This is a genomic window from Myxococcota bacterium (assembly GCA_039030075.1).
Lineage (GTDB): Bacteria > Myxococcota_A > UBA9160 > UBA9160 > SMWR01 > JAHEJV01.
This window is the reverse complement of the sequence record JBCCEW010000001.1, coordinates 302,489-326,202: the sequence shown is the minus strand read 5'-3', so window position 1 is coordinate 326,202 and position 23,714 is coordinate 302,489. Positions and strand designations below refer to the sequence as shown.

The following is a 23,714-nucleotide window of genomic DNA, read 5'->3' as shown; positions in this document are numbered from 1 at the left end:
AACGCTCCCGATTCACGGCTCAGACAGAGGATCAGAGCTGACGCTCGGAACGTCCTCGGCACTGCTGGTGATCGTGATCCCGTGGATCTCAAGCTCGGCTTCGTCCGTCGCCAGCGCCGTCGCCCGGTCCATCTCTTCAACCGTGTCGGCCGTTTGTTGGCGGATGCCTCGGTATAGGCGCTCGAGGTTCCGCCCCACGACCGCAACCCGATGAGTGGTGAATGTGAGCACGATCCGATCGTGCGGGAAGTACTCGACTCCCATCAGGCAGTGATACGGAAAACTGAACCAGCTTTCGGTCTTCCGACGAAACTCCAGCTGGCGCGGCAGCTCCTTGATTGGGAGCTGTAGGCGCTCGAACAACGCTTCGTCGACTGACTCCATCGGTCCCGGCGGCTGGGATGCAGGTTCCATCGGCCCGACCGGCTTGCGCGACCGACGCTCAAATAGTTCTTTCGGGTCCATCTCGTCGTCTCCACATTTGCTGCGCTGCTGCTCGAGCCTGCCGGAGAAGGCCTACGGTTTGCGCGCGCGCGAAAGCCCGGGCCTCGCCTCGCACCCGCTGCGTCCAAAGAACGTGTCTCTGCAGCCTCTTGCTGTCTTCACGCATCCCGAACCGCTCGAGCTCCAGAGCGCTCGTACGCGTTGCACTGGCCATCACGCGTGCCCTGAGCTGTTCCCTGTCGTCCGTGTAGATGACAACGCTCTCCCGGCCGCGACTGACACTCACGTAGAACTGCTCGCTAGAGCTCGCAGGGAAAGACTCCGACCCCTGCGCAATCAGCACCCTGTCGACCGTCTTCCCCTGCGAGGCATGAGAGGTGACGCAGTAGCCGTGTGTCAGGTTCCCGTAATCACGGCCTACAACAAAGGTGCCCGTCACCCTCCCCTTCGCGTTTCGGCCGAGGACCCTGAGATCTCCACCTTCGGTGAAGCTGTCGACCTCGTAGATCGCCCCGTTTCGCAGTTCTTGCCTGCGCCCGCTAGGCCCACACGACGCAGCCATGCCATTTCGGGTGATACGAATGCGGTCGCCTCGTGACAGGCCGATCGCATCCTCAGTGAACACATCGAACCGGTCCGCCTGGCGGAGCGGCAGCGCGATGGGCTGGTCGGGGCCTCGCGCTTCCGCGTTCTCGACCCACACCTTCGTGCCCTCGTTCGAGACCACCCTGTATTTCTGGCCGCGCTTCAGGCCTGCAACTGCGCGGTGCGCCTGAACGACAACCCCCGGGCGATAGTTGGCGGCGTCACCGCGCTCCGCCTCGGTCAGCCCCAAGCTGCGAAGCCGCGAGAATGTGCGCTCCTCCGCTTCAAGCATTCGAGCCTCTCGAAGGCCCTCGCGTATCGTCGACGTCACCTTCTCACCTTCGCTGTGCGTAGGAGACACCACCAGGGCCGTCTTCTGGTCTTCAAGAACCGTACTGAGATATCCCTGGGCCAGCTCCACGTACCGCTCCTCGCTCGCTACCTCGCGAATGGCCCCCATCTCGTCGAGCTGCGCGAACCCAGCTTCAATCCCACTCCTCTCGCCGCTACTGATGGCCTCCACCGCTTCCCGATAGACTCGATTGGTCTGTCGATAGATCCTCGTGAGCTCCGCCGGCCGAAGCCCCGCCTCATTCTCAAGCACGCGCAGGGCATCCCCGCGGGCAACAGGGGCGTGTTGCGTCACGTCTCCTGAAAGAACCACCCGCGCATTCGTGCGGTCTGCGATCTCGAACAGGCGGCTCATATCCGGTGCACCCAGCGTTCCGGCTTCATCCACCCAGATCACCTGGCCCTCGATATCGGACTGAAGCGCGTCGTCTTGCAAGAGCTTCGCGACGGTCGTGGCGTTCTCGAACCCTTCCCCAACCAAGACCCCCCGAGACGCTTCCGCTCCAGGAGCAAAGAAGAAGACCTCCCGACCGCCTGCGCGAATGCCATCGCGGGCGGCCCGCATCATGGTTGTCTTGCCCGTCCCAGCCTTTCCCCGCACCAAGATCACGCGATCCTGGGACGAGAGGACATGCTCCACGGCGGCAATCTGATGGCTATCCGGCAACCGACCATCGGACATGAGCTCGCGAAAGGCGGTGTTGCGGGCGGCGCCGTCCGCTGCGAGAGCCTTGCGGGTCCCACGCCCATCCTGTGCCCACTTCACCATCGCCCGCTCTTCCCGCAGCACTTCGGGCGTCGTAACCTGCGCCGTTCCGTGGATCTGGGCCGAAATCAGCCGCCCGTCCGCCTTTCGCCGCGCGAATTCCGCCTCCACCTCCGCGACTGAAACAGACCCCAATCCGTGACCGATTGCGTCCGCCAAGAGGCTTACCTCCCGAACCACGGATTGACGCTCGAAACCGTGAGCGGTCGCGAAATCGAGACAATCAGCGGCGGTCCGGTCCAACGAAACAGAGACGCCTCGTGCCATTCTCTCCTTGCGAACGCGCTCTCGGAGCAAGGTTCCCTGCAGCTCCTCGGACGTGAGCCGCGAGGCCCATTCCGCCCGCTGCTGGGCCTTATCCTCCCCCTCTTTCTTGGCCTCGCGGGTCAGCGCCCCGAACTGGTCTTTCAACCGATCGCTCTGGATGCCTCGGGCCTCGGCGAACGCGTTGATCAGCGCCGTGCGCCGGGAGAACGTTTCCACAAGCTCGCGTGAATAGCCTTCGAGCTCCCAACCGTTGGCATGACGCTCGATTTGGAAACCCAGATCCTGGAGTCGCTCCGCGAACCGGGAGTCGAACGCCGCCTGGTAGTACGGGGCACGTTTCCACACCTCCTCGAGATCAACCGCCTTCCAGCATTCCTCGATCGCATCAAAGGTGGAATTGAAGGTGTAACAGTGAGCGTGGAGATGGGGATCAGAACGCCCTTCCACGGGCCTCGCCGTGAAGTGAATGAACTCTGCCCAGGCGAGATTGCCGGTCGTCCGGTTGTGGTTCGCACCATCCTTTCGGACACGCGCCGCCGCGTCCCTCTCCATCTCTTCCATGGTCTCGCGAACTGAAGCCTTGAACGCCTCGAGAATCTCCGCACTGTCCGTGAGCGCCTGATGAATGGAGACGGATTTCGGAACCGAGAAACTGATGTCGAAGCCGACCCGCCGATTTGCCTTCGTGCGGGCCGTAAGTCTTTCACCCGTCTCTGGATGGGTATTTTCACAGAGAGCATGAAACTGGTCGCGATCGACCTTCCCTCGAAGCCCCAAGAGCGTCGCACCCAGCCCGCGCCACATCCCCGCGACTTCACGGCCTTCCGTGTAGTAGTCCTCGCGCTGGAGGCCCTTGTCGAAGTAGGCCTTTGCCCCCTCGGCATCTGTTCCCGCATGAAACCGCAGCATCTTGAGCGTCCTTCACCAACAGTGCCCACCCGCAACGGGTACGCACTTCCCGCGTTTAACGCCCTGCTTCTATTGACACGTTACAGTGTATCACGTTTTTCTAATGCACAGAAGCACGAACTCAGTCGCCCAAAGAAATCAAGCCGTTAGTCAGACATGCAAGATGGAGTACAGGCATCTCTCCTAACGGTAAACCGTTAGGTGCGCGCACGAACTAACACTCGCTTCGTACCACATGAGCTTGACGCGGTGTTCTGGTTTCGTTCACGATGACCATCGCACGCACGTGCAACGCTGTTCTGCCCTCTCGCTTGGTGGACGCACGTGAAACACGAGATCCTGGATCATCCCCTGATCTACTTCTCGAAGGGCCAGTCCGGCCGCTTCCGCAAGCGAGAGGTGTGCTCAGACGCGTGGACCATCCGCGACGCGTGTCAGGGAACAGCGATCTTCGGCGCGATTGGCTCTGGGAAGACTTCGGGAAGTGGCCGCGCTCTCGCACGCGCGTTCCTCTCGAACCACCTGGGTGGCCTGGTCCTAACGGCCAAGCGCGACGAAGCGGAGACGTGGCAACGCTACTGCGAGGAAACCGGCCGCTCAGACTCGCTGATCCAGGTGTCCGCACGAGGCTCTAAGTACCCGTACCGATTTAACTTTCTGGACTACGAGATGCACCGCGCCGATGACGGCGGTGGGCGAACAGAGAACCTGGTTGACCTCTTCGCGACGGTGCTTGAGATCGATGACGACAACCGGACTGAGGAACCCTTCTGGCGAAATTCCCTTCGCGAGCTCGTCCGAAACGCCGTCGACCTCCTTCGGCTTGCCGACCAACCGATTTCAATCGATGCGCTCAACGAAGTCATTCGCTCGGGACCGCTCAGCAAAGCGGAAGTTGAAGAGAGTGCGTTCCTTCACGAGTCGTACTGCGCACAGTGCATTGGCGATGCCTTCGAACGGGCCCAGAACGCGAATGACAAGCACGATCTGCGTCGCACCACGCGCTATTGGACCGAGGAATACCCGACAATCCCTGAGAAGACGCGCGGGTGCATTCTCGCGATGTTTCGGAGCCTCACCAGCGGCTTCTCGCGATCTGATTTCCACCAGCTCTTCTGCACGGATACGACATTCACGCCCGAGGACACGTTTCGCGGAAGAATTATCCTTCTCGACCTTCCAACGCTCGCATACCAGAAGACCGGGACGATTGCACAGGCCGTCTTCAAGTACGTCTGGCAGAAGGCAGTCGCGAGACGAGACGTTTCCCAGAATCCTCGACCCGTGTTTCTCTGGGTGGATGAAGCTCAACAGTTCGTCAATTCCTACGACGCCGCATACCAGGCCATCGCACGCAGCCACCTAGGCTGCACGGTGTTCCTTACCCAGAATCTCCCCAGCTATTACGCGACGATGAATGGCCGCTCGAGCAAGGATCAAGCCGACCAACTCCTCGGCAACTTCTCGACGCTCGTCTTCCATCAGAACTCATGCCCGATTACAAACGAATGGGCGGCCTCACGCATTGCGCGCACATGGCAGAAACGCTGGAGCTTTACCGCTGGGCCGGGCGGAGCCTCTGCGACACGGAGTTCGTCTTCTGAGTTTCAGGTCGACCCGTATGAATTCACGGTCCTCCGCAAAGGCGGGCCGCAATCCGGTTTCGAAGTGGATGCTGTGCTTTTTCAAGGGGGGCGCACCTGGGATCGAACCGGCAAGACGTTCTTGCCTGCGACGTTCTCACAACGGGATTAGAGGAGGCCTTCATGCGGCTCCAGACGACGGCGGGCAAGGTCCTCAGCTTCGCATTCCAGACCCATCCCAACATTCCCCAGACCCTGTTTCGGTTGAACTTCGGCAGACGCGAGTTTACGTTTCTACGGGGGTTTCTTCTCCCTCTTGGCGTCTTGCTCGCGGCCGTCTACTTCCGCGCCGCTCTACCGCGAGAGATGATCTACGCGCCCCTTCTCATCCTGCCACCCTTCGCATCCTCTCCTGAGATCCAGAGCCTTCTGGCCGACAAGACCGACGGCGTTCCTCAGTTCGAAGGATTCTTCTTCCTGGGTCTCTTGGCCCTCTTCCTCGCGACTGGCTTGATCCACCTCGTAGTGGGGAAGGTCCAGCGCGTGCGGAACCTCGATCCGGTCAACACATACTTCTGGGGCGAATCCTGGCTGATGCGGCTTCCTGGTCTCAGAAGCGCCAACCCCAGACACGTGCTTGGGAAAGGTGAGCCGTTGCTGCTCTTGGCCTTGGGCTACGCCCTCTGCGCCGTCGTACCAGCCTTCGGGCTCTATCTGACCGTCTCGGGAATCGTCTACTACCTCGAGCAGCGCGTCACCTGGAATGCGCTCAAGAGCGATACGCTCGACGCGCGGGACGCCTTGGTCTCCGCTCAGGTTAGAGAAGAGCAGCACGAGTACGCGCAATGGTTCTTAGAGCAAGCCGAGACTCGCGCGGCCCAGCAGAGCATTCCGCTTCAGACCTTGGCCGAGATTCATCAAAACCCGCACCGGCTCCTCGATCTCAGCGCCGACGAGACGCTCGCGGTCACATCCACAGTCGGCCCGGAAGAGTTCCTCTCGATCTGCGACCAACTATCTGGGGAAGAACAAGAACGGGTCTTCTCCAGGCTTCCGATCCGACGCCCGCAGTCGAAGACCGCCTAGTCGGCCCCCAGCAGGAGATCCCCATGGCCAATGGAACCGCTCCCCTCCCCATCGATGTCTCAGACTTGGACCTGCCTGCTCTTCGGGCGCTCGAGAACGTCGTATCCGACCGCATCAGCGCTCTCGAGGCCGAGCACCGCGAGGCGGCCTTTCGGGCTCTCGAGGAGATCGCCCAGCGTCACGGCCTCACCAAAGCCGAGGTCGTGGCACGCTTCCGCGGGCGACGAAACGGCAAGCCCAAGAACCCGCCCCGCTACCGCAATCCCGAGAACCCCACAGAGACCTGGACCGGCGTCGGGCGACGCCCGAGATGGGTAGAAGCGCAGATCGCTGCCGGAAAGGCCCTAGAAGAACTCTCGCTGGGTTAGCCACCAGCTCCAGGTCCAGCCGTGCCTCAAACGAACCGCCGATCACTCGCACCGGAATCGGCAACACCAGGCTTGGGCTGGTCTAGGGATAGCGAATCCAATCGAGCAACCAGGCGAGGAGGCGGACGACCGGAAGTGACAGGCCAGTCGCATAGAGCAACTGAAGGTTGCACTGGACACGAACCCGCCTTGCCCCACTACGGTCGTTGCTAACCACCGCGGCCACCCATTCCCCTTCTGCATCAGCGAGAATGGGATCAACGATGTCCTCATACCTCTTTCTCGGGAAGACGAATCTCAGGACGCGCGCGAATCGCTCGCCCGGGGGCGGCCCTTCCCTATGATGGACTGTCTCGACATAGGTCCGCCAAATGAGCGGCTCCATATAGGCTCGAAGCAGCCCCTCGTCGCCATTTACCAGCAGAGTTTGAAGCTCATCAAAGTCGTCAACGATGCCACTGACGCTACTGCAGCCCACAGCAGCATCGGGCGTTCCTACCCAACGCGACCCGCTGAGCTCATACTGGATCCGGCCGTCCTCTTGCCTCTCGAAGTGGAAGACGGTGGTCAGCTGACTGAGAGCATCTCGATCGGCAGCAGGGTTCATGCTGGTGACGCCAGGAGGTGATCGAGCTGCGCCAATAGATCTAGCGCGCTCAGTCCAGCATCAGTCACCCGATAGAGGCGCCGGGCGCGGCCGGGCATGTCTCTCGGCTTGCGCTCCAGCTCTGACTCGATGAGCCCTTTGGCCTGAAGGCGTTCGAGCGTGACGTAGACGGTTCCAGCCTTTAGGGCGCCGCCAGAGAGCCTGACCAGCTCGAGGCCATACAGTTGCTCACCGCCACCCAGGAGGTTGAGTGCCACCCGTTCTTTAGGAGAGAGTCCTCTCGAGGCCATTTCGTGACTATATCAGGAACGGATCATACTTCAAATATGGATCAGGATCCCAATCGGCGCCGGCTCGCTTCGCCCCCGGAGGCCCCGACGCCCGGGAGACTCGTCCGCGTCACCAGAGCCTCTGACTCCTGTCGCAGGTACGAGTTCGACGAGGCGCCAGCAGGCCTCTAGGAAGCACGATCGTTGCGATTGTTGTTCGGCCGCGTGATCACTAGCGATTCGCTGGCAGACAGACCCACCTCAGCTCTCCAGGCCGACCAGCAATCCCTGACGGCGCACCGCAGCCTCGGCGTTGGGTGCAAGCCCTCCCGGTTGGAAGTAGATCCTAGAGACGCCTCGCGAGCAGCCTTTCAACCAGATCCTCAACGACCGAATCCCCGAGCTCAAAGCCCTGGAACACCGCGAACACCCTCGCGACCACATTGCCCACGAATCCAGCGAGAGCAGACGGCGACGTCTCAACAGGCACAACGACCTCAGCGGAAACTCTGTCCTGCATGCAGATACGCCCGGGCGAGATATCGCGCCCCGGACTCGCCCACGAGCTTAGCTCCCGATTCGCGAGACCCGTCCATCGAAAAGCGAATGCGACCTCCGCTGTCTCGGCATCTGCGTCGGACAACAGCATCGCTCGCGCGAACCTCAACGGCACTGCGATGGCCTCCGCTACTCGGAGCACAACCAATGCGAAATCCAGCGACTTCAAGGGCTCGATTCGCTGCACGAGGTCGTCCTGAAGCGCACGGAGCAGATAGAACTCCCCGCCTGGATCGCGACGCCAGAAATCCAGATGACTGCTCAGGCCGGGTTCTGCACTCCAAATGAACGCCTCCCAGCCGTCCCCGTATACGTAGGGACGCGCGTCCTGCTCTCGGAATCCTCGGCTGTCGACCCAGACGGGCCAGCCTGTGTAGTTGGGGTTGTTTGCATCCAAGAGCGAGAGGAATGATTCATTTGCAACATGGAGTACCAGGGCGCCGTTCACGACTGCTGCCACTTCCATCGTCCCGAAACCAGGGAGGTCAGGGCTCCTCCGAACAAGCTCCGTGTTGTAGCGATCAAACCCACGGTCAAGAAGCGCTTGCGCACGCTCCTCCCCGGTTGGGTCGGGCTCACCCAGCTGGAGGCTCTCTGCGAAAGAGCGAACATCCTCTCTCGTGAGATTGGGGAGATGTCGCCGGATAAACCGCCCGACATCTGCGTCGCGATTGTCGAAGCAGATCTCCACGATCCGAGGCCAATCCTTCCATGTTGCCTCGGTCGTACTTACCGTGTTGTTCGACTCGAGCGACCGAACGTAGACAGCGTCTCTTCGAACTAGGGGCCTTCCGCCTTCTGGATCGTCAAGGGCGCGCTTGGCGGCGACTGGCGTACGCACACCCGGCTCCACCTCAACCACCGGGAAGGTGGCACCCTCTCGGTCGACGAAGTGCACATGCGCCTCGAAGGCCTCGGAAGCGTATTTGGCGACGATTCCCTGGACCACGTCAGCGTGGAAGTCGGACCTGACGTTCTCGGGCGCAGCCGCAATGTCGGGTGAGCCATCTGCGTCTGCAAAGCCGATTAAGAGGTACCCGCCGTTCTGGTTTCTCAGGGCGATACACGCCCTCGCGATCTTTGCGATTCCCTGAGGCGTTTCCGGATCAAACCATCCCTTCAGCTCAACCGGCAGCGACTCGCGAGGCCGAGACACGAGACTCTCAATCTGTTCGGGCCCAGACGACATAGCTAGAGTCTACTGACAGACTCGCGGAGAGAGGCGGAACCCTCGATCACTCTGGTGAACCCGATGGCGACTCTCTCAGAGTTGGTGTGGTCGCGGATGAGCTCGACCGCCCGCCGTGTCCGATCAATCCGCTCCGTGAGACACTCCCGGCCCGGCGGTCCTAGCTTCCACCCAGATCAGGAACCTCCTACCCCACTATTGGACGAGCAGCCAAACTGATTCGGGCGGTACGAATGGAATGCGTCAGGGCAAGTCGTCGCCGGCGTCGAGCGGATCTGTCCCATCGCTAATGACTTCCTCTCCATCGGTACGCCCCCCTCCGTCAGAGTCCGGATCAGAGGGGTTGGTACCATGCAAGACGACTTCGTCTTGATCTGAAAGCCCATCTCCGTCAACGTCCGCGAGTCTCTGCGCGTTAACACAAAGACCAGACGGAAAAGGCTCTGCGCCGCTAACGAGATTCGTTGAAACGATGTCGGACTTACCATCGCCGTTTATGTCGCCAAGCGACAGGTTGACCAATGGGGCCCCGGCGATCGCAAACCGTTCTTGCTCATACACGCCGGGGGACGTGGCCAGGAAGACTCGAGCCATTCGATCGTCGCCCACAGCGAAATCGACGAGTCCGTCGCTATTGATGTCTCCAATTGAGACAACTGATCGTGAGCTTGGATTTGTCGCGAGCGTTGAATCCACGAGCGTCGGGGGACCGAAGGTCCCGTTCCCAAGTGAGAAGAGAACGGCCACGTCCCCCCCTTGGGACCCGATGCGATTCGCATCGACCACCACGATATCCGCGGCGGAGTCTCCATCGAGATCAGAGACGTCGAATGCTGTGGCGTTGGGAATCCCCGACGAGAGCACCTCTGCCTGAAACGTGCCGTCGCCGTGCCCGATCAGGACCGCAATCTGATCGTTTGTTCTTCGTGCTACGAGATCAAACTCACCGTCGCCGTCCACATCAGCGATACGCAGATCTTCTATGGGTGCTCCAAGCGCGGTGTCGGATTCGACGCCGAACGTTCCATCGCCGTTGCCAAGGATCACGCGAAGCTGATCTTGCGGCGAGCCGTGCGCGTAGGAAACATCCAAGAACCCGTCCCCATTCAGATCCGCTACCCGAACCGCGCCCGCGCTCGTCGAGGGCGCGAAGGTAGCTACGGGGGAACCGAACGTTCCGTCCGCATTGCCTAGGCGCAGATCGACAGAACTGACTGCATCCACCCCACCCTGGCCGTCAAAATCGCCGAATGCAACAGGAGATGATAGACCCGTTGAACCGACGCCAACCTTCGTAAAGACCCCTGAAGGGCTGGCAAGAAACACACTGAAGCCGCTTCCGTCACGAACGGAGATGTCGTCCAGCCCATCCCCGCTAACGTCATCGACGGTCAACTCAGCGAGTCCAGGGGCGATGGCAAGAGCGTCCGGAACGCCCAAGTCTCTTTGTCCTTGGTTGATCAGGATTGGACCCGCCTGGTTGATGCGGAGGTCGACGCTCCCGTCTCCGTTGACGTCGCCAAGCCCCCAGCCGTTCCGGGCGGTGGCCGCCGCAGGGAATCGAGCCTCCGGCTCAAGCGTTCCATCGCCCAGCCCAAAGAAGACCGAGACGCCTCGGGGGTCAGCGCTCGGGTTCGCGACAACATCGACGTTCCCATCTCCATCCAAATCAGCGCTATCGATCGCGTCTACATTGCCCGCTACCGGATACTGAACAGGTGAGCCAAACACGAAGTTACCAAGAGCTGGAACGACGATCAGGTCGTCCGATGCAGTTCCGGCAACAACCTCCCCTGCCCCATCGCCATCCAGATCAGCGACCTTGACCTCGGTCGCGACGTTCGGGAGTGACAGAAACCTTGAGCTAAAGAGTGTCGGGCCACTCTTGATTCGCAACACATTCGAGATATGTGTGGACACAAAGTCGGGTTGTCCGTTCCCCGAAACATCTCCCACAGAGAACCTCACCAGCGAACTTGCACCAACTGGCTGGGTCACAACAGTCCCAAACGTTCCGTCTCCGTTCCCCTGATAGAGTGTGACGTTCGAGCCTCCGAGGTCCGCTGTAACGACATCAAGCACGTCGTCGAGACTAAAGTCAGCGATACCTACCTGGCCAACCTGGGCGGGCTGGCTTCTTGCTGTGTACACCTCTGGGCCAAACGTCCCATCGCCGACGCCCAACAGCACAGTCACTCCATCTCCTGCCGTCACAAGATCCGGAAACGCGTCCCCGTTCATGTTTCCCGCGCCCAGTCCGACTGGCCCGTGCCCCACCGTATGGAAGGATGCGGGACCGAACTTGCCACCCCCAGTCCCTAACCGGACGAAGACACCACATTGGCTCGCGCACCCCGGTGCCGGCTCAGTCGTTGTCACGAGATCCGCAAACCCGTCTTGATTGAGGTCAACGAGAATCTCGGAAGAAAGCGTCGATTGTCCATTCTCCACGTAGAGCCCCTCGAAAAGAGGGACCTCGGGAGCGACGATGTCGCCAATGTCGACACTCCCGTTCAGGATCGGCGTGGTGGGCAAAGACAAGCCAGATACTGGGCGCCCGCCGAGAATTCCCGAAACGCGTAGCTGAACATCACCGAAGATCGTTGGGACTCCCGAGACGGTGAAGAAGCCGTTCGCATCCGACACACCGAAGGCTCCGCCTATCGTCGTCAGAACCGCCCCTGCGACTCCGCTGCCACCAGAATCCACAACGCGTCCAGTGATCGTCGCGAGCGGGTCATCTACGAGCGGCAATGTCAACTGCTCACTCGACTGGTTACCAGCCAGATCCTCCGCCTCGACGTTGATCACGACCTCGGTACCTACTGCCGGGGCGGGCACCGACAGCACGTATGGGAGTGTTGAATCAGTGGCCTCCAAGGCGCCGTCCACGAAAACCCGAACCTCATCAACGCCCACATCGTCCACGGCGGACACCCGCACTACGAGGGTAGAACCGCGCACAACCTGCTCGCCTACCGATGGCGAAACAACAGTCAGCGTGGGCGGCAGCCCGCCCGAATCACCAGACAGGTATTGGCCAATGTACAGAGCCGTGGTCCCCGAACCCTGATTCTCAAGGGCTGCGCCCGACACGGCCGTCAGGTAGGCGAACCTCGCGTCGGCAGCCAAGCCGAGTCCATTGTCATCAGAGAACCCACTGAAATCGATCGTGCCCACGCTCAGCGGCGACGCCGGATTTTCCACATTAACGATTGGCACACCATTGACAAAGAATATGTCGGCCCCCAATGCCAGGCTGCCGGAGATAGCCACGTCGGTGAGCAGCCCACCAGTAGCAGGTGGAACCGTTGCTACGACTGCCGGTGCCGACGGGATCGAGATGTCAACCAGAGTCATCCCGGATGCTCGGTCGGCCACGATGGCCTCGTCACCTAGAACCACAACATCTCGCGCGTTCCCCAAGCCCCCAACCGAACCCAAAACTGCCGGCGAGGAAACGTCTGAGAGGTCGACTACCCATGCGGTCGCCCCTCCCACCACTACAGCCAGAGTCCCGTCGTCCGAGAACGAGACGCCTTCCGCGTCACCGGAGAGGGCGGCAGAGGCGACGAGAATCGGCGCGCTTGGATCGGACCAGTCGACCACCGCAAGCCCAGCATTGCCATCGGCCACAGCCGCAAGAGACCCTCTCACGGCTACATCCCGGGCATCGCCCGGCGTGTCTACCCCGCCAATCAGCACTGGCGCGGCCTGAGCTCCTACATCAACAAACTCAAGCCCCGCATCCGCGACCGCGACCACCGCGATCTCCCCGGATGCCTTTACGTCGTAGGCCGCACCAGCGGTAGGCAATGTGCCAACGATTGAGGGAGCTGCACGATCTCCGACATCCAGAATCAAGAGTCCCGCATCCCCTGCCGCGACATACGCAGTGTCTCCGTTTACGTCGACGTTGTTGGCGTATCCTGGCAGCGAGAGCTGACTCAACGGCGTTGGCGCAAAGCTAGTGACCGTGCCGGAAGACTGAGCGCTGAAGCCTGAGTTCATCGCGGTAATCGTGCACGCTCCATTCTGAGAAGCGAAGACCCGACCGTCTTGGGTGCCGAAGTTGCACACCAGCAGGTCGTCGGACGCATATGAAGTACCGAGTGCGGTCGACGTCAGGTCGATCTGAAAACCATCTAGGAGGGTTCCTTCCACCTGCAAAAGAAAGGACGCCTCAGCCACAACTGTATTCACGACGACCGAGAAGCTCGACGGCACGATCGCCAGAGACTGAAGGCCGGCTGCGAGATCGAAGCTAAGCGCGTCAGTGGGATCCGTCCCAAGGGTGAACTCGAGCTCGTCTCGAAATCCGTCGCCGTCAGTGTCTGCGAGCAGCGGGTTCGTCTGGAAGCCGTCCTCACCTGCAACCACCTCTTCGCCATCGCTGAGACCATCACCGTCGCTGTCGGCGAGGAGGATGTCAGTTCCAAAATCCACGAGCTCGGCTCGGTTGTCGAGACCGTCACCGTCGGGATCTTCAATCCCGTCCAACGGATCGCTGGGGTTCAGGCCATTGGCTAGCTCAAGATCATCCGGGATTCCGTCTCCATCCGCGTCCCCACCCACGACGACGTCCAACGCCAGAATCCCAAGCGCACCTTGATAGAGCACTGAGATCAGCGACCTACCGCTGGCCACAGCAGTAACCAAACCGTCTGGAGACACGGTTGCGATCGAGTCGTTCGTGGATCGATACTGGACCTCGGACGCGAGGGTTACGTCGACCTCGGAACCGCCGGGGAGAACTGCTTCTACCAGAAGCTGCGTAGTTTCTCCGGCAGTTATCAGAGTTACGGAAGGTGCGGTCACCCGCAGCCGCTCTGGAACTGGAGTCGCCTGGACTGAGGTGAAAACGTTCGCGAATCCGGTTGAGACTCCCTCCTCAAGCACCACAGGCTCGGAGTAGCCTCTCTCTGTGGTGCCATTCCTGGCACAATTCACTCTGGCCCGAACGGGCCCAAAATTCGAAGGGACGTTGTCCACCCTCCAAGTACCATCGGCCTGCACTCGGGCCGAGCGATTCAGCACGCTTACTGTGCAGTCTTCATCAAGAGCGACCTGGGCGAGCGCCGCATTCGAAGCGACGAGGCTGCAGCCGATAAGCGCCCTACTCACCCAACCGCGGACAGTCATCGAGCGAACCTCTCAATCTCTTCCCTCGGTACCGATCTGAGCTTCTCTATGGTTAGCCGCGCGGCCTCTGGCGCGTCGGCGACGACCTGACGCCCCGGAGGTCGGATCAGCTGCATCGCAGGTGATTCAAGATCCGCGACGAGCGAAACCTGATAGCGCGTCCCGAGTAGCATCTCGCTGGCCTGATCCGTTGACAGATCAGCTCCCCCTCCCATCATCGGAGGGGGGCTCTGAAGAGAAGGCAGATCTACGATGAGCCAACCTGCTTCATCAAGGTTCCATCGCGCCTCGATTCTCTCGAAGATGTCGACCCCGTAGTCTTGCTGGACTACGACGACGTCAGTCGGATCACCGTGACGATCAAACGCTTCTGCAATGACGGCAGCAAGCCAAACAGTCAGGTCCTCGACCGAGGCATCAAGCAGCTCCTCGCGGTCGGGCCCCGACACTCGAACGAGTGCAACGCGCTCGTCAACCATCACATACGCCGCGTCGCTGAACAGAGGGTCTTCTGACAGCCGCTCGAAGTATCCGCCCGCTCCAATCAGGACGCCCCCATGAAACTGCTGGACGTCACGGTGCTCGCGCACCTCCTGAAGCGTCGAACCCAGGCTCACGCCCGTGACCAGGGAGGGGATCGCTGAAGACTCGCCGGTGCACGCAACGATTACGGGCACCAAAGCCGCCACGAAGAACGCAGCCAACCCGGTCGTGACCTCATCTCTAATTGTTGATGACCAGCTCATTCGCCCTCACTGCCCTCTCGATCTCGTCCAGGATCGCCTGCAACGTCTCTGCTTGAGCGCAGTCGCATTGCACGAGTTCGAGCCCGAATGCGTTGTTTGATAGGTCCATTCCCGATTCGAGGCAGGAGTTTCCATCAAAGTCCTCGTGCGCCTCGCCGAATGACGCAGCGAACGCTGGACCCAGCGACTGGGGGACAATGCTCCTCGCGCCAACCGCCATCCACGCCGCGTGCACAAACGCATTGTGCATGCCGACAGAATCCTCGCCGGGCGGCCGTCCGAAACGAGCGTCGGCCTCGGCAAAGGCCACGTTTCTCGCATTGACCATCAGCGCGCCTTCTGCGGGATTGAGCACGTAGAGTGCTAGCTCTACCGAGTTCATCGGATAGGACTCGGGAATCGAGTCCCGAAAGTCCTGCAGAGCCGGTCCACCGTTCTGCACAAGCTCCGAGAAAACGTCGATTGTTATCGAGTCGGAAGCCGACTGCCCACCGGGTAGAGCGGTCACGGTTACGGAGACGCTCTTCTCTCCCGCTGTGGTGTAGTGAAAGTTATGATCAACGGTATCGGCGCTCGCTACGTTTGCTCCGGGCGTGGACCACGCGTAGGTCGCGATGCCACTTGGAACGAACTCAGCCCGAAGCCCGAGCGCACCAATGCCTCCCAGGGAGAAGGGACAAACATCCGTCACGCGAGGGAAGATCCTAACCACCAAGGTTTCGGCGCTTCCTGCTTGAGCGGGCAAGCCGCCACAATGCCACCCCCCCTCTACGATCCCAACTCCGGCGCTAGACACCACCTGCGAGCCGTCTTCCGACACCTCGCCGGTGCCAATCGACACGAAACGTCCGAGCCCGTGATCAAACGAGTAGAACTCCACGATCTGTCCTGGAACGAAGCCGTCCGTATTCGGGAAGCTCACGCGGGCTGGAGGGTCGAACACGACACCAGACGGCTGCACGGTGATCACGAATCTCGGCTGCTGTCCGCCGTTTGGTTCCATCGGAATCTTGTCTGAGTTCACAAGCGTGACCGACACAGTCCCCGAGCTTCCGCCTCCTGGGAACGTGGCGGAGCCGGGATCAATCGTCATCTCAAAGCCGGGCAAACTCGATGACGTCAGCGTTCCTCCTGTGTTCGCATCGACGAACAGTCCGCCGGCCACGTCAATTGGAAGGAGGTAGATTGGCCGCCCCACATCATTGTTGCTTCCCGCGATAGAAAGAAGCTCAAACTCAAGCACAGGCCAGGTTCCAGCACGTATCGCGGTTGTTCCATCGACGTGGAGATGAAGGAGCCCAGCCGGCGCACCAGTCAGCTCGAACTGACCCTCCGCATCGGTCACCGCCTGAAGGGACGTTCCATCGATTGATACCGTCACTCCCTCGATTGGCACGTCAGCATTGTCCAGAACGACTCCACTTACCCGTGTGGAAGACGGATCGCCAGGGATCACACCAGAGGCGACGAACCTTGCTGCAACGCTGGGAGCACCCGAGAGGAACGCTCGGACCACGTTGTTCTCGATACCACCAGTGGCCCCCAAGGCGAGCTCCGCCATGGCGACTCCGTTCTCGTCTGACAAAACAACTAGGGAGCCCTGACCCGCCAAAAGCCCGCCGCCCTCGACCACCTCGAACGTAACCGATTCGCCCGCTACACGATTTCCGCTGATGTCAGTTACGATTGCCATCAGCGGCCTTGCCAGAACGCTTCCCACTGGAGCGCTCTGGTGGTCCCCTGAATCGATACTGAGCATCGAGGGAGCGCTGCTGACCCCCGTCGCGTAGAAGGTCACGGAACCGTATCCAGTAGCGCTCGCGCGGATAAGGTTGCCCGCCGCGCCTGCGGCTTCACCGAAACGGAATGACACCTGCGCCCGTCCTGCCACGCCTGTCTGCTCCACCGACACGCGCCCCGATGTAGACGAGCCCACCACCTCACCGTTGTTCCGCAGGACCCGGAAGACGACCGGCACCCCCTGCGCGGGGAGCCCGGCTTCATCCAGGACCTCGACTTCCAACGGGCTCGTTGCAAGGGTGGCGACAACGCCAGATTGACCATCCCCACTGATGATCCGCAGACGATCGAATGTTCCCGCCACACGGGACACGCTCACGCTCGCCTGCCCAGTGTTCCCTGCCGAGTCAGTAGCTGTCGCGATGATTGTGTTGGGACCGACAGAGAGCGGGACTCCCGTGGCAACGAATCGCCGATTCGAGACCTGCGCGGAAACACCGTTCACGTCCACCGATACGTTTGCCGCATTCACCGTTCCCATCACGTGATCATTCACCATTCCGGTGACCACGATTGAGGAACTCGTGACCGATGGTCCGTCGCTCGGTAGGTCTAGGGCAACGACCGGTGGAGTGACGTCTACCGTCACCGTCACAGCAGCAACGCCCACGTTTCCGTTCCCGTCGACCGCCCGAGCGTCCAAGAGTGAAGTGCCATCCACGACAGGCACGGTCGCGGTGAACGTCGCCGTCCCATCTCCAACTGGGCTCAAGGTGGCCGGAACGCCCTTCACCTCGACCGTAGCTCCGTCATCATCGACGGTTCCCGAAACCGCGACCGTGGGCCCCGTCACGATTGCGAAGTTCTCTGGAGAGGTAACGGACACCTCCGGCGGCGTGGCCTGAAACACTGAGATGATTCTCGTATCGCTCCCGAACGAGTTCGTCGCGAGGAGGGTGATGACATTCACACCCTCTACTAGCGGGACTTCCACAGAAAACGTCCCATCGCTCACAATCGCAGGGACACCGTTCACCGTGACGACCGCGTCTGGCCCGCTCACGAACCCTGCCAGACTCAACGTATCTCCAGAAACGACAGCTCCGTCCTGGATGGAGTCGAATGCCACGGATGGGACGGCTTCGACGTTGACCGTTGTGGACGCAGCTCCCGTGTTCCCGGCTGCGTCGGTCACTTCTACGGTCACTACGTTCGATCCGCTTACCCCGTTGAAGTTCGAACTCACGCTTGAGCCTTCAAGGAAGGCCTCGACGCCGTTGACCATCGCCTCAAGGAGAGGACTGGTATCAGTGGCCATCGCATTGACAAACACAATCGCTTCCTGCGTCGTGCTGCCGTCTACAGGCGCGGTGATCGACACGGCAGGTGGAATCGTGTCCAGAAACACCGTGATTGTCTGCGAGTCGCTTCCCGCTGGATTCGTCGCAACGACAGTCAAAAGGTTCTGCCCCTCAACCAACGAGATAGGAGCCTCGAACACGCCACCAATGTCGACCGCCGCAACTCCTCCTACGGTCACGGACGAAGCCCCGTCGACGGTGACGGCAAGGACCGCCGCGTCCGCACCCACGTAGGTGCCATCGCTGGGCACCGTGTTCACGATCACCGGTGGGTCACGGTAGACGGTCACGAAATCCGAAACTGTCTGACCGGCCAAGAGCGCCTGCGCTTCAATCCGAGTAGCGATTCCCGTAAGCGGCACCGCCGGCAAGCTAAACTGACCTGCCGAAACAACTGCATCCACGCCATCGATCATCACGCGCATCGTTGGCGGATCAATCGCTCCTGCGAGATCCACTGACGAGGTCCCAGAAGGCACGACCAGCTGATCCGCGGGCGAATCAATCCGTACCAACGGGCAGGGAACCGTTCCAGCGCAGCTAAGGCCAGACGGGCCGGGTATTCCGTTCGCGGTGAACTGCCGTAGGAAATGAGGCGAGAAATCCTCACCATCGATGTCGTCGTCGCCGTCCAGATCTGCCTCCTCACAGCGAGGATCGCTCTGGGGAACCTTTATCGCCGTGAAGCAGTCGAGGAAGCTGACCTCGGGGCTTCCGGCCCCTGAGTTGAAATCTTCACCGTCTACGTCTCCATCGTTTGCCGCGTTCGGGTGCATGTCGCCGTCACAGATGTTTCCGTAGCCGTCGCGTGACGTATCTCTCTGAACGTTCTCGCCTTCGTCGGGATCCAGCGGGCCGTTCGGGGTATCCACGCAGTTGTCGCACGCATTGCCCAGACCGTCCGAGTCGTTGTCTTGCTGCTGCGCATTCGGGGTATAGATGCAGTTATCTCCAGCATCCGGGATACCGTCGCCGTCGAAGTCCTGAGCCAAGAGGGCGCTCGGGACAAGGCATGCGAGGACGAGAACGGCGAAGCTCCGGCGCCCCACGATCGCCAGCACCGGTGTCAGTACTGACATTCAAAACCCAACAGGGTGGTCTTGCCGGCGCTCTGCACTTGCACGACGAGCAGAACGGTTCCCGAAGGAGGCCCCTCAGCCGGCGGAGAAATCGTGATAAGCCCCGTCGGCGAAACCGAGAGCCCGGCGGCCAGTGGCAAGAACTGGGTGACAGAAGTGACGTCGGCACTTGTTCCATCGACATAGTGCGCCGTCACGGTCGCTTGAACGGTCGTGGTGCCGCTGATTTCGAACACGTTCGGGCGAATCTCAACGAGCGAGGGGCTAACTGAAACGCCAAGACGCTCCGCGCTCGAGTTCGCGAGAATGGCACTTGGAGATACGGCGAGAAAAAGCAAAGTACAAAGGGATGCGATGCAGGAGTCAGCCACTCGAGCCAAGTGAGCCTCCGACTAAGAATCGAGTTGGATCGGAACAGAACGCCGGCTCCGTCGGTGCATGGCGTGCTCATTCCTAGTTACTCACGATCGTGTTCGAAGTTGGTCATGTCGCGCAAGCGTTTTTTGGGCCCGAAGGACCTTGCCACCGGATCGTCACCATCGATTGCGACCGTGACCACGTTGACGCTCGAAAACCAAGTACCGAGATCAGTCAAGCTGGGGAGCAAGGGTTCTTGCGGTGAGCCGTCTCGTGCGCAACCAGCTCGCGCGGAATGTCACGTGCCACCCATGCAAGGCTCGGTCGACGCGAGGAGCACATCTTTGTCGCGCGACGGCAACGCGAGGAACACGCAGAACGGAGGCCAGCAGATCCCGCCCGATGAGGCTGATATGAGATGGGTGCGCCCCGTCGGGACCGTATCTTGTAGACCCGGTCGTGAAGACCAGCTGGCGCCGCAGTGCGGCGGATTTCTCGTATCGCTCGCACGATCACCTCTTGCTTCGATCCGCGTGTCTCGACGGCCGCGGATACCCGTTTTGCACCGTCGAGCTCGACCGCCGGTGTCCGTGAATCCAATCCAAGGACGACTGGACCGAGGTCGCGTTCGCCGAACGAAACCCGACGAAACAGCGTTCGAGCGCGCGCGCCACCCTGTACTTGCTGGCGAATCCGGCCTGCGTAGTCCCACCTTGCGCTGCTCCGCCGATCGAGCGAAATTCCTCACGATGGGTGACGAGGTGAGGAGCGCTCCGCGGTTCGAACGCGACCCGCACTGTGTCCACGATGTAGACACACGAGGGCGCAGCTACGTCGCAACCTGCCAGACGCCTTCGCTCGGAAACCCCGGAGGCGTGTGCGCTTTTCTGGTAGGCCGTGGGGGGCTCGAACCCCCGACCCTCGGATTAAAAGTCCGGTGCTCTACCAACTGAGCTAACGGCCCGGGCGGAGGATAGCGGCGTCGGGGCCCGGAGCGATGCGCTTCGCGGGCGGTCCCGCGCCACCCGGGCGGCGTTTCTGCGCAGCTTCGATTTCCTGCGCAACTTCCGGGGGCCCGGCGGGTTCGCCCTTCCAGACCGCGGCGATGCGTCTGCCCCCGAAACGCCATGCGGTCGGGAGGTGCGCATGCCGTCCTGGGCCTGGATCGCGACCCTGCTCTTCGGCCTCGGGCTCGGTGTCCCAGGAACGGCGCAGGCCGAGTTCACGGTCGCGAGCTTCGTCGCGAGCGTCTTCGACACCGCGCGCGGCCGCGAGATCGCCTACACGCTCTACTACCCCGAGGCGTTCTCTGGCACCGCGCCGGTGCTCCTCTTCTCGCACGGCGGGACCGGCTCGATCGATGGGCACACGCGACTCGGCCACTTCGGAACCGGCTGGGCAGCCGGGGGCTACGTCGCGATCCACCTGAACCACCTGCCTTCGGCGCCGGGCGTGCCCCATCGGGTCGACCGCCCGCTCGACGTGTCCTTCGTGCTCGATGCGCTCCAGGACGGCAGCCTGCACCTGCCCGCCGAGTTCGGCGGCGAGCTCGCGCTGGACACCTTCGGACATGGCGGCCACTCCTTCGGCGCCTACACGTCGATGGCCCTTGCCGGTGGGGTCTATCCGCCGTTCGGAAGCCTGCGCGACCCGCGCGTCGTCGCGATCGCGCCGGTGTCGCCCCAGGGCGCCGACCAGTTCGGCGCCTTCGACGACGGCCCGGCCGACAACACCTGGGCGGGGATCGAGCTGCCCGTCTTCAGCTTCGTGGGCGGCGACGAGATGGACACGAACGCCATCGGCACGATTCAGCAGGAAGGCTGGCGCCGCGTGCCCTTCGATCGCTTTCCGAGCTTCGACGACAAGCTCCTCGCCGTCCTGCCCGGCAACGACCACGGCGAGATGGGCAACCAGGGTGACGCCGTGACCCAGGCGTACCTCGCCACCCAGACGCGGCGCTTCTTCGACGTCTACCTCCGCGGCCACACCTCGCAGGCCTGCGCGCTGGGTAGCGATCCGGTCTTCCCCGATCAGCAGCTCGAGGCGAAATCGGACCCGCTGGCCGGACTCGTCGTCCTCTGCCCGCCGCCCCTGGGCCTCCCGGAGCCGCGCTCCCAGTGGGCGCTGCTGCTCGGAGCCGGCCTCGTCGCGATGCTACGACGCCGCCGCGTCGCACGAAGACAGAGCGGCCCAAGCCGCTAGCGGGCAGCGGGTCGCGCCCCGCTCGAGGCTTCCGTTGCCAGCGGGTTGCCGGTTCAAGCGCCGGCAACGGCAGGTCGATCCCTCGGTCATGCCGAACACGCTGCCGCGACGCATGGGGATCTGGATCGGGCTGGCCTTCGTGGCCGTCTTCTCGCTGGGAGCGGGCCCATGGCTGCGGGACCTCTTCGACCGCGTAGATCGCCTGGAGGCCATCGTGGAGGCGCTCGACCAATCCTCGATCGTCGTCGACGACAACGACCGCGTGATCGGGCCCGTGATCGACTATTGGCCGTTCCAGGCCTACGCGAGCGTGAATCAGCTCGACGCCTATATGGGCCCGGGCTCGACGCGTCTCGCCGCTGTCATCGTCTCATTCGAGCCCGATGGCTTCATTCCGATGCCGCTCCAGGTGTCCGGATCGCGATCGGTCGACACACCGAATGTCCATGGTCGCCAGGACGTGGGGTTCGAGACGATCGACTGTTCGGGGGACCCCATGATCCCGGGTTCCCGCGTCGAGACGATCACCCCGGGCTACGTCCGGCGGGAGGGCAGCGAGAAAATGCTGTTTGGGCTCCGGCGCGACACCGAGCCCGAGCGCGTCACGATCCTGTCGGTGTTCTCGTCGTACGGCCGCCAAGATCGCGGCCGCTGCAACGAAGCGATTCGACCGTTCGCGACGAATGCGTACCGGATGAGCTTCTTGTTCGATCTCCAGCGGGAGTTCAGGCAGCCCATCCGCACCGTTCGCGCGGCGGACCTGGTGGGCCTCGAAGTGGAGATCTCGGAGCGCCGAGAAAGGCGCCGCCCGCGCCGGCGGCGCTGGTAGCAGCCCGGTACCCGCCGGGGTGCGAGGCGAATTAATTTTCGCTTTTCTTTTACCAAGGGGTTGATTTTCGCTTTTTCTTCGCGTACCGTCTCTCTCGTGCCGGACAACCCCCTTGGTCGGCACATCCGAGCTGAGCGATCCCCAAGCTCAGCGAGGATCAGCAAGGACCGGGATTTCGAACGTCCTGGAACGAGACCGAGACGAAGTCGAGCGTTGGCCGGAAGGCCCGGCCCAACGGACGGCTCATGGAGACGAGGCGAGGTCAGCTCCCCATCAAGCGGGTGTCTCAGCAGAGGCAGGAAGACCTCTGAGCATTCCCTGGACAGGGCGTGCTCCCAACAAGCACCTCGCGCCCCAGGCCGGATGGCCCCCGGGTCGCGCTCTTCCCGCCCCGCCGCTCCTGTTCTCGACGCTTCTCGATGCGTCGCGCTGCAGCAGAACCGACTCCCGCGGCTTCGCCCGATTCCACGCGCGGGTGAGCGAACTTCCCACCAGGTTCGCTCACCCGCTTCGTCTTTCTGGAGACGCGCGTGAGAACCGGTCTTGGGAAGGGGCGACCTTCGGCTAGCCGAGGGTGACGTCGACGAGCAGTCCGCTGTGGTCCGTACCCTCGATGTGCAGGGTGCGCGCGTCCTCGACGTGCACTCCCTGGACGAAGGCGTGGTCGATGCGCAGCATGCGGGGCGCGCCCGACCAGGGTCCCCAGGTCCACGCCGCGGTCCGGCCCTGGCGCTGCGCCACCTCCAGCGGGCCGTCGCGCAGCACGCTGGCCACCCGACGGTAGACCGGCCACAGCGGCGTCGCGTTGAAGTCGCCCACCAGCACCAGCGGGTCCTCGGCGCCGACACCCGCCAGATGCCGCATCAGGGACGCGATCTGCACCCGCCGGGTCGCCAGACTGCGCGGGATGGGCAGCACGTGCGGCGCCCAGACGTGCACGTTCCAGACGCAGAGCTCCCGGCCGAGACCGGGCCAGTCCTTGGGGTCGAGACGCACGGTCCGAACCGGCTTCTCCTGCATCTCCAAGCGACCGAAATCGGCGGGCGCGCGCAGCGCGATCCCCAGGCCGTAGTGGTCCTCGGAGGGCTCCAGCTGGCCGTGCTGGAGCACGCTGGCGATCGCCTCGGCCTGCTCGGGCGCCAGCTCCTGGAAGCACGCGACGTCGACGTCCTCGGCCACGAGCACCCGCTCGAGCGCCTCCGGCGTCGCGCCACCGCTTCCCCACAAATTCGCCGAGAGAATCCGCAATCGGTCGGGCATGCCCTGTGCCTTTCGG

Annotated in this window: 15 protein-coding genes and 1 tRNA gene; 5 read left to right on the top strand and 11 right to left on the bottom strand. The window is 62.1% G+C overall.

The genetic code is table 11. The features are described 5' to 3' along the window. Nucleotides 1–12: 12 nt before the first annotated feature. Complete coding sequence (locus AAF430_01360) at nt 13–465, bottom strand: hypothetical protein (GenBank protein ID MEM7408866.1); 453 nt, start codon at nt 463–465, stop codon at nt 13–15. Beyond that, on the bottom strand, nt 443–3,322 hold the full coding sequence (gene mobF, locus AAF430_01355; GenBank protein MEM7408865.1) for a MobF family relaxase: 2,880 nt from the start codon (nt 3,320–3,322) through the stop codon (nt 443–445). Before mobF ends, AAF430_01360 begins: the two co-directional genes overlap by 23 nt. Nucleotides 3,323–3,646: 324 nt before the next feature. Between mobF and AAF430_01350 the strand changes: the two genes are divergently transcribed. The 3 genes from AAF430_01350 (at nt 3,647) to AAF430_01340 (ending at nt 6,359) form a co-directional block, all read left to right on the top strand. Beyond that, entirely contained in the window at nt 3,647–5,077 is a 1,431-nt protein-coding gene (locus tag AAF430_01350) for a hypothetical protein (GenBank protein ID MEM7408864.1), read from the top strand. 11 nt (nt 5,078–5,088) lie between these two features. Beyond that, entirely contained in the window at nt 5,089–5,991 is a 903-nt protein-coding gene (locus AAF430_01345; protein MEM7408863.1) for a hypothetical protein, read from the top strand. A 65-nt stretch (nt 5,992–6,056) separates the two neighbouring features. Beyond that, a complete protein-coding gene (locus AAF430_01340; GenBank protein ID MEM7408862.1) occupies nt 6,057–6,359 on the top strand; it encodes an H-NS histone family protein in 303 nt (100 codons plus the stop codon). Nucleotides 6,360–6,441: 82 nt separating this feature from the next. Here the strand turns inward: AAF430_01340 and AAF430_01335 are convergent, their stop codons facing one another. From AAF430_01335 to AAF430_01300, 8 genes are all read right to left on the bottom strand, one after another. Further along, nucleotides 6,442–6,966, bottom strand: a complete 525-nt coding sequence (locus tag AAF430_01335) for a hypothetical protein (GenBank protein MEM7408861.1) — start codon at nt 6,964–6,966, stop codon at nt 6,442–6,444. Continuing rightward, the gene (locus AAF430_01330) at nt 6,963–7,223 is read right to left on the bottom strand and encodes a helix-turn-helix transcriptional regulator (GenBank protein MEM7408860.1); all 261 of its coding nucleotides are present in this window, start codon (nt 7,221–7,223) and stop codon (nt 6,963–6,965) included. The genes AAF430_01335 and AAF430_01330 overlap by 4 nt, the downstream gene beginning before the upstream one ends. Before the next feature lie 358 nt (nt 7,224–7,581). Next, complete coding sequence (locus AAF430_01325; protein MEM7408859.1) at nt 7,582–8,982, bottom strand: RNA-binding domain-containing protein; 1,401 nt, start codon at nt 8,980–8,982, stop codon at nt 7,582–7,584. 243 nt (nt 8,983–9,225) lie between these two features. After that, on the bottom strand, nt 9,226–14,124 hold the full coding sequence (locus AAF430_01320) for an FG-GAP-like repeat-containing protein (protein ID MEM7408858.1): 4,899 nt from the start codon (nt 14,122–14,124) through the stop codon (nt 9,226–9,228). Then, complete coding sequence (locus AAF430_01315; protein ID MEM7408857.1) at nt 14,121–14,870, bottom strand: hypothetical protein; 750 nt, start codon at nt 14,868–14,870, stop codon at nt 14,121–14,123. Before AAF430_01315 ends, AAF430_01320 begins: the two co-directional genes overlap by 4 nt. Beyond that, entirely contained in the window at nt 14,848–19,050 is a 4,203-nt protein-coding gene (locus AAF430_01310; protein ID MEM7408856.1) for a carboxypeptidase-like regulatory domain-containing protein, read from the bottom strand. Before AAF430_01310 ends, AAF430_01315 begins: the two co-directional genes overlap by 23 nt. Beyond that, nucleotides 19,038–19,286, bottom strand: coding sequence for a hypothetical protein (locus AAF430_01305; GenBank protein MEM7408855.1), 249 nt, complete (start codon nt 19,284–19,286; stop codon nt 19,038–19,040). Before AAF430_01305 ends, AAF430_01310 begins: the two co-directional genes overlap by 13 nt. A gap of 1,009 nt (nt 19,287–20,295) precedes the next feature. Then, a tRNA-Lys gene (locus AAF430_01300) sits at nt 20,296–20,371 on the bottom strand. Nucleotides 20,372–20,553: 182 nt separating this feature from the next. Between AAF430_01300 and AAF430_01295 the strand changes: the two genes are divergently transcribed. Further along, nucleotides 20,554–21,609: a hypothetical protein gene (locus AAF430_01295; GenBank protein MEM7408854.1), complete on the top strand. Its 1,056-nt coding sequence runs from the start codon at nt 20,554–20,556 to the stop codon at nt 21,607–21,609. 88 nt (nt 21,610–21,697) lie between these two features. Further along, nucleotides 21,698–22,438 (top strand): hypothetical protein, encoded by a 741-nt coding sequence (locus tag AAF430_01290; protein ID MEM7408853.1) that lies wholly within the window; start codon nt 21,698–21,700, stop codon nt 22,436–22,438. A gap of 564 nt (nt 22,439–23,002) precedes the next feature. Here AAF430_01290 and AAF430_01285 read toward each other — a convergent pair. Continuing rightward, entirely contained in the window at nt 23,003–23,698 is a 696-nt protein-coding gene (locus AAF430_01285) for an endonuclease/exonuclease/phosphatase family protein (GenBank protein ID MEM7408852.1), read from the bottom strand. Nucleotides 23,699–23,714 lie beyond the last annotated feature (16 nt).

Coding starts and splice junctions, on each gene's coding strand:
- AAF430_01360 (MEM7408866.1), bottom strand. CDS start 465: ATGGACCCGAAAGAACTATTTGAGCGTCGGTCGCGCAAGCCGGTCGGG.
- mobF (MEM7408865.1), bottom strand. CDS start 3,322: ATGCTGCGGTTTCATGCGGGAACAGATGCCGAGGGGGCAAAGGCCTAC.
- AAF430_01345 (MEM7408863.1), top strand. CDS start 5,089: ATGCGGCTCCAGACGACGGCGGGCAAGGTCCTCAGCTTCGCATTCCAG.
- AAF430_01335 (MEM7408861.1), bottom strand. CDS start 6,966: ATGAACCCTGCTGCCGATCGAGATGCTCTCAGTCAGCTGACCACCGTC.
- AAF430_01325 (MEM7408859.1), bottom strand. CDS start 8,982: ATGTCGTCTGGGCCCGAACAGATTGAGAGTCTCGTGTCTCGGCCTCGC.
- AAF430_01320 (MEM7408858.1), bottom strand. CDS start 14,124: ATGACTGTCCGCGGTTGGGTGAGTAGGGCGCTTATCGGCTGCAGCCTC.
- AAF430_01315 (MEM7408857.1), bottom strand. CDS start 14,870: ATGAGCTGGTCATCAACAATTAGAGATGAGGTCACGACCGGGTTGGCT.
- AAF430_01310 (MEM7408856.1), bottom strand. CDS start 19,050: ATGTCAGTACTGACACCGGTGCTGGCGATCGTGGGGCGCCGGAGCTTC.
- AAF430_01295 (MEM7408854.1), top strand. CDS start 20,554: ATGCCGTCCTGGGCCTGGATCGCGACCCTGCTCTTCGGCCTCGGGCTC.
- AAF430_01290 (MEM7408853.1), top strand. CDS start 21,698: ATGCCGAACACGCTGCCGCGACGCATGGGGATCTGGATCGGGCTGGCC.
- AAF430_01285 (MEM7408852.1), bottom strand. CDS start 23,698: ATGCCCGACCGATTGCGGATTCTCTCGGCGAATTTGTGGGGAAGCGGT.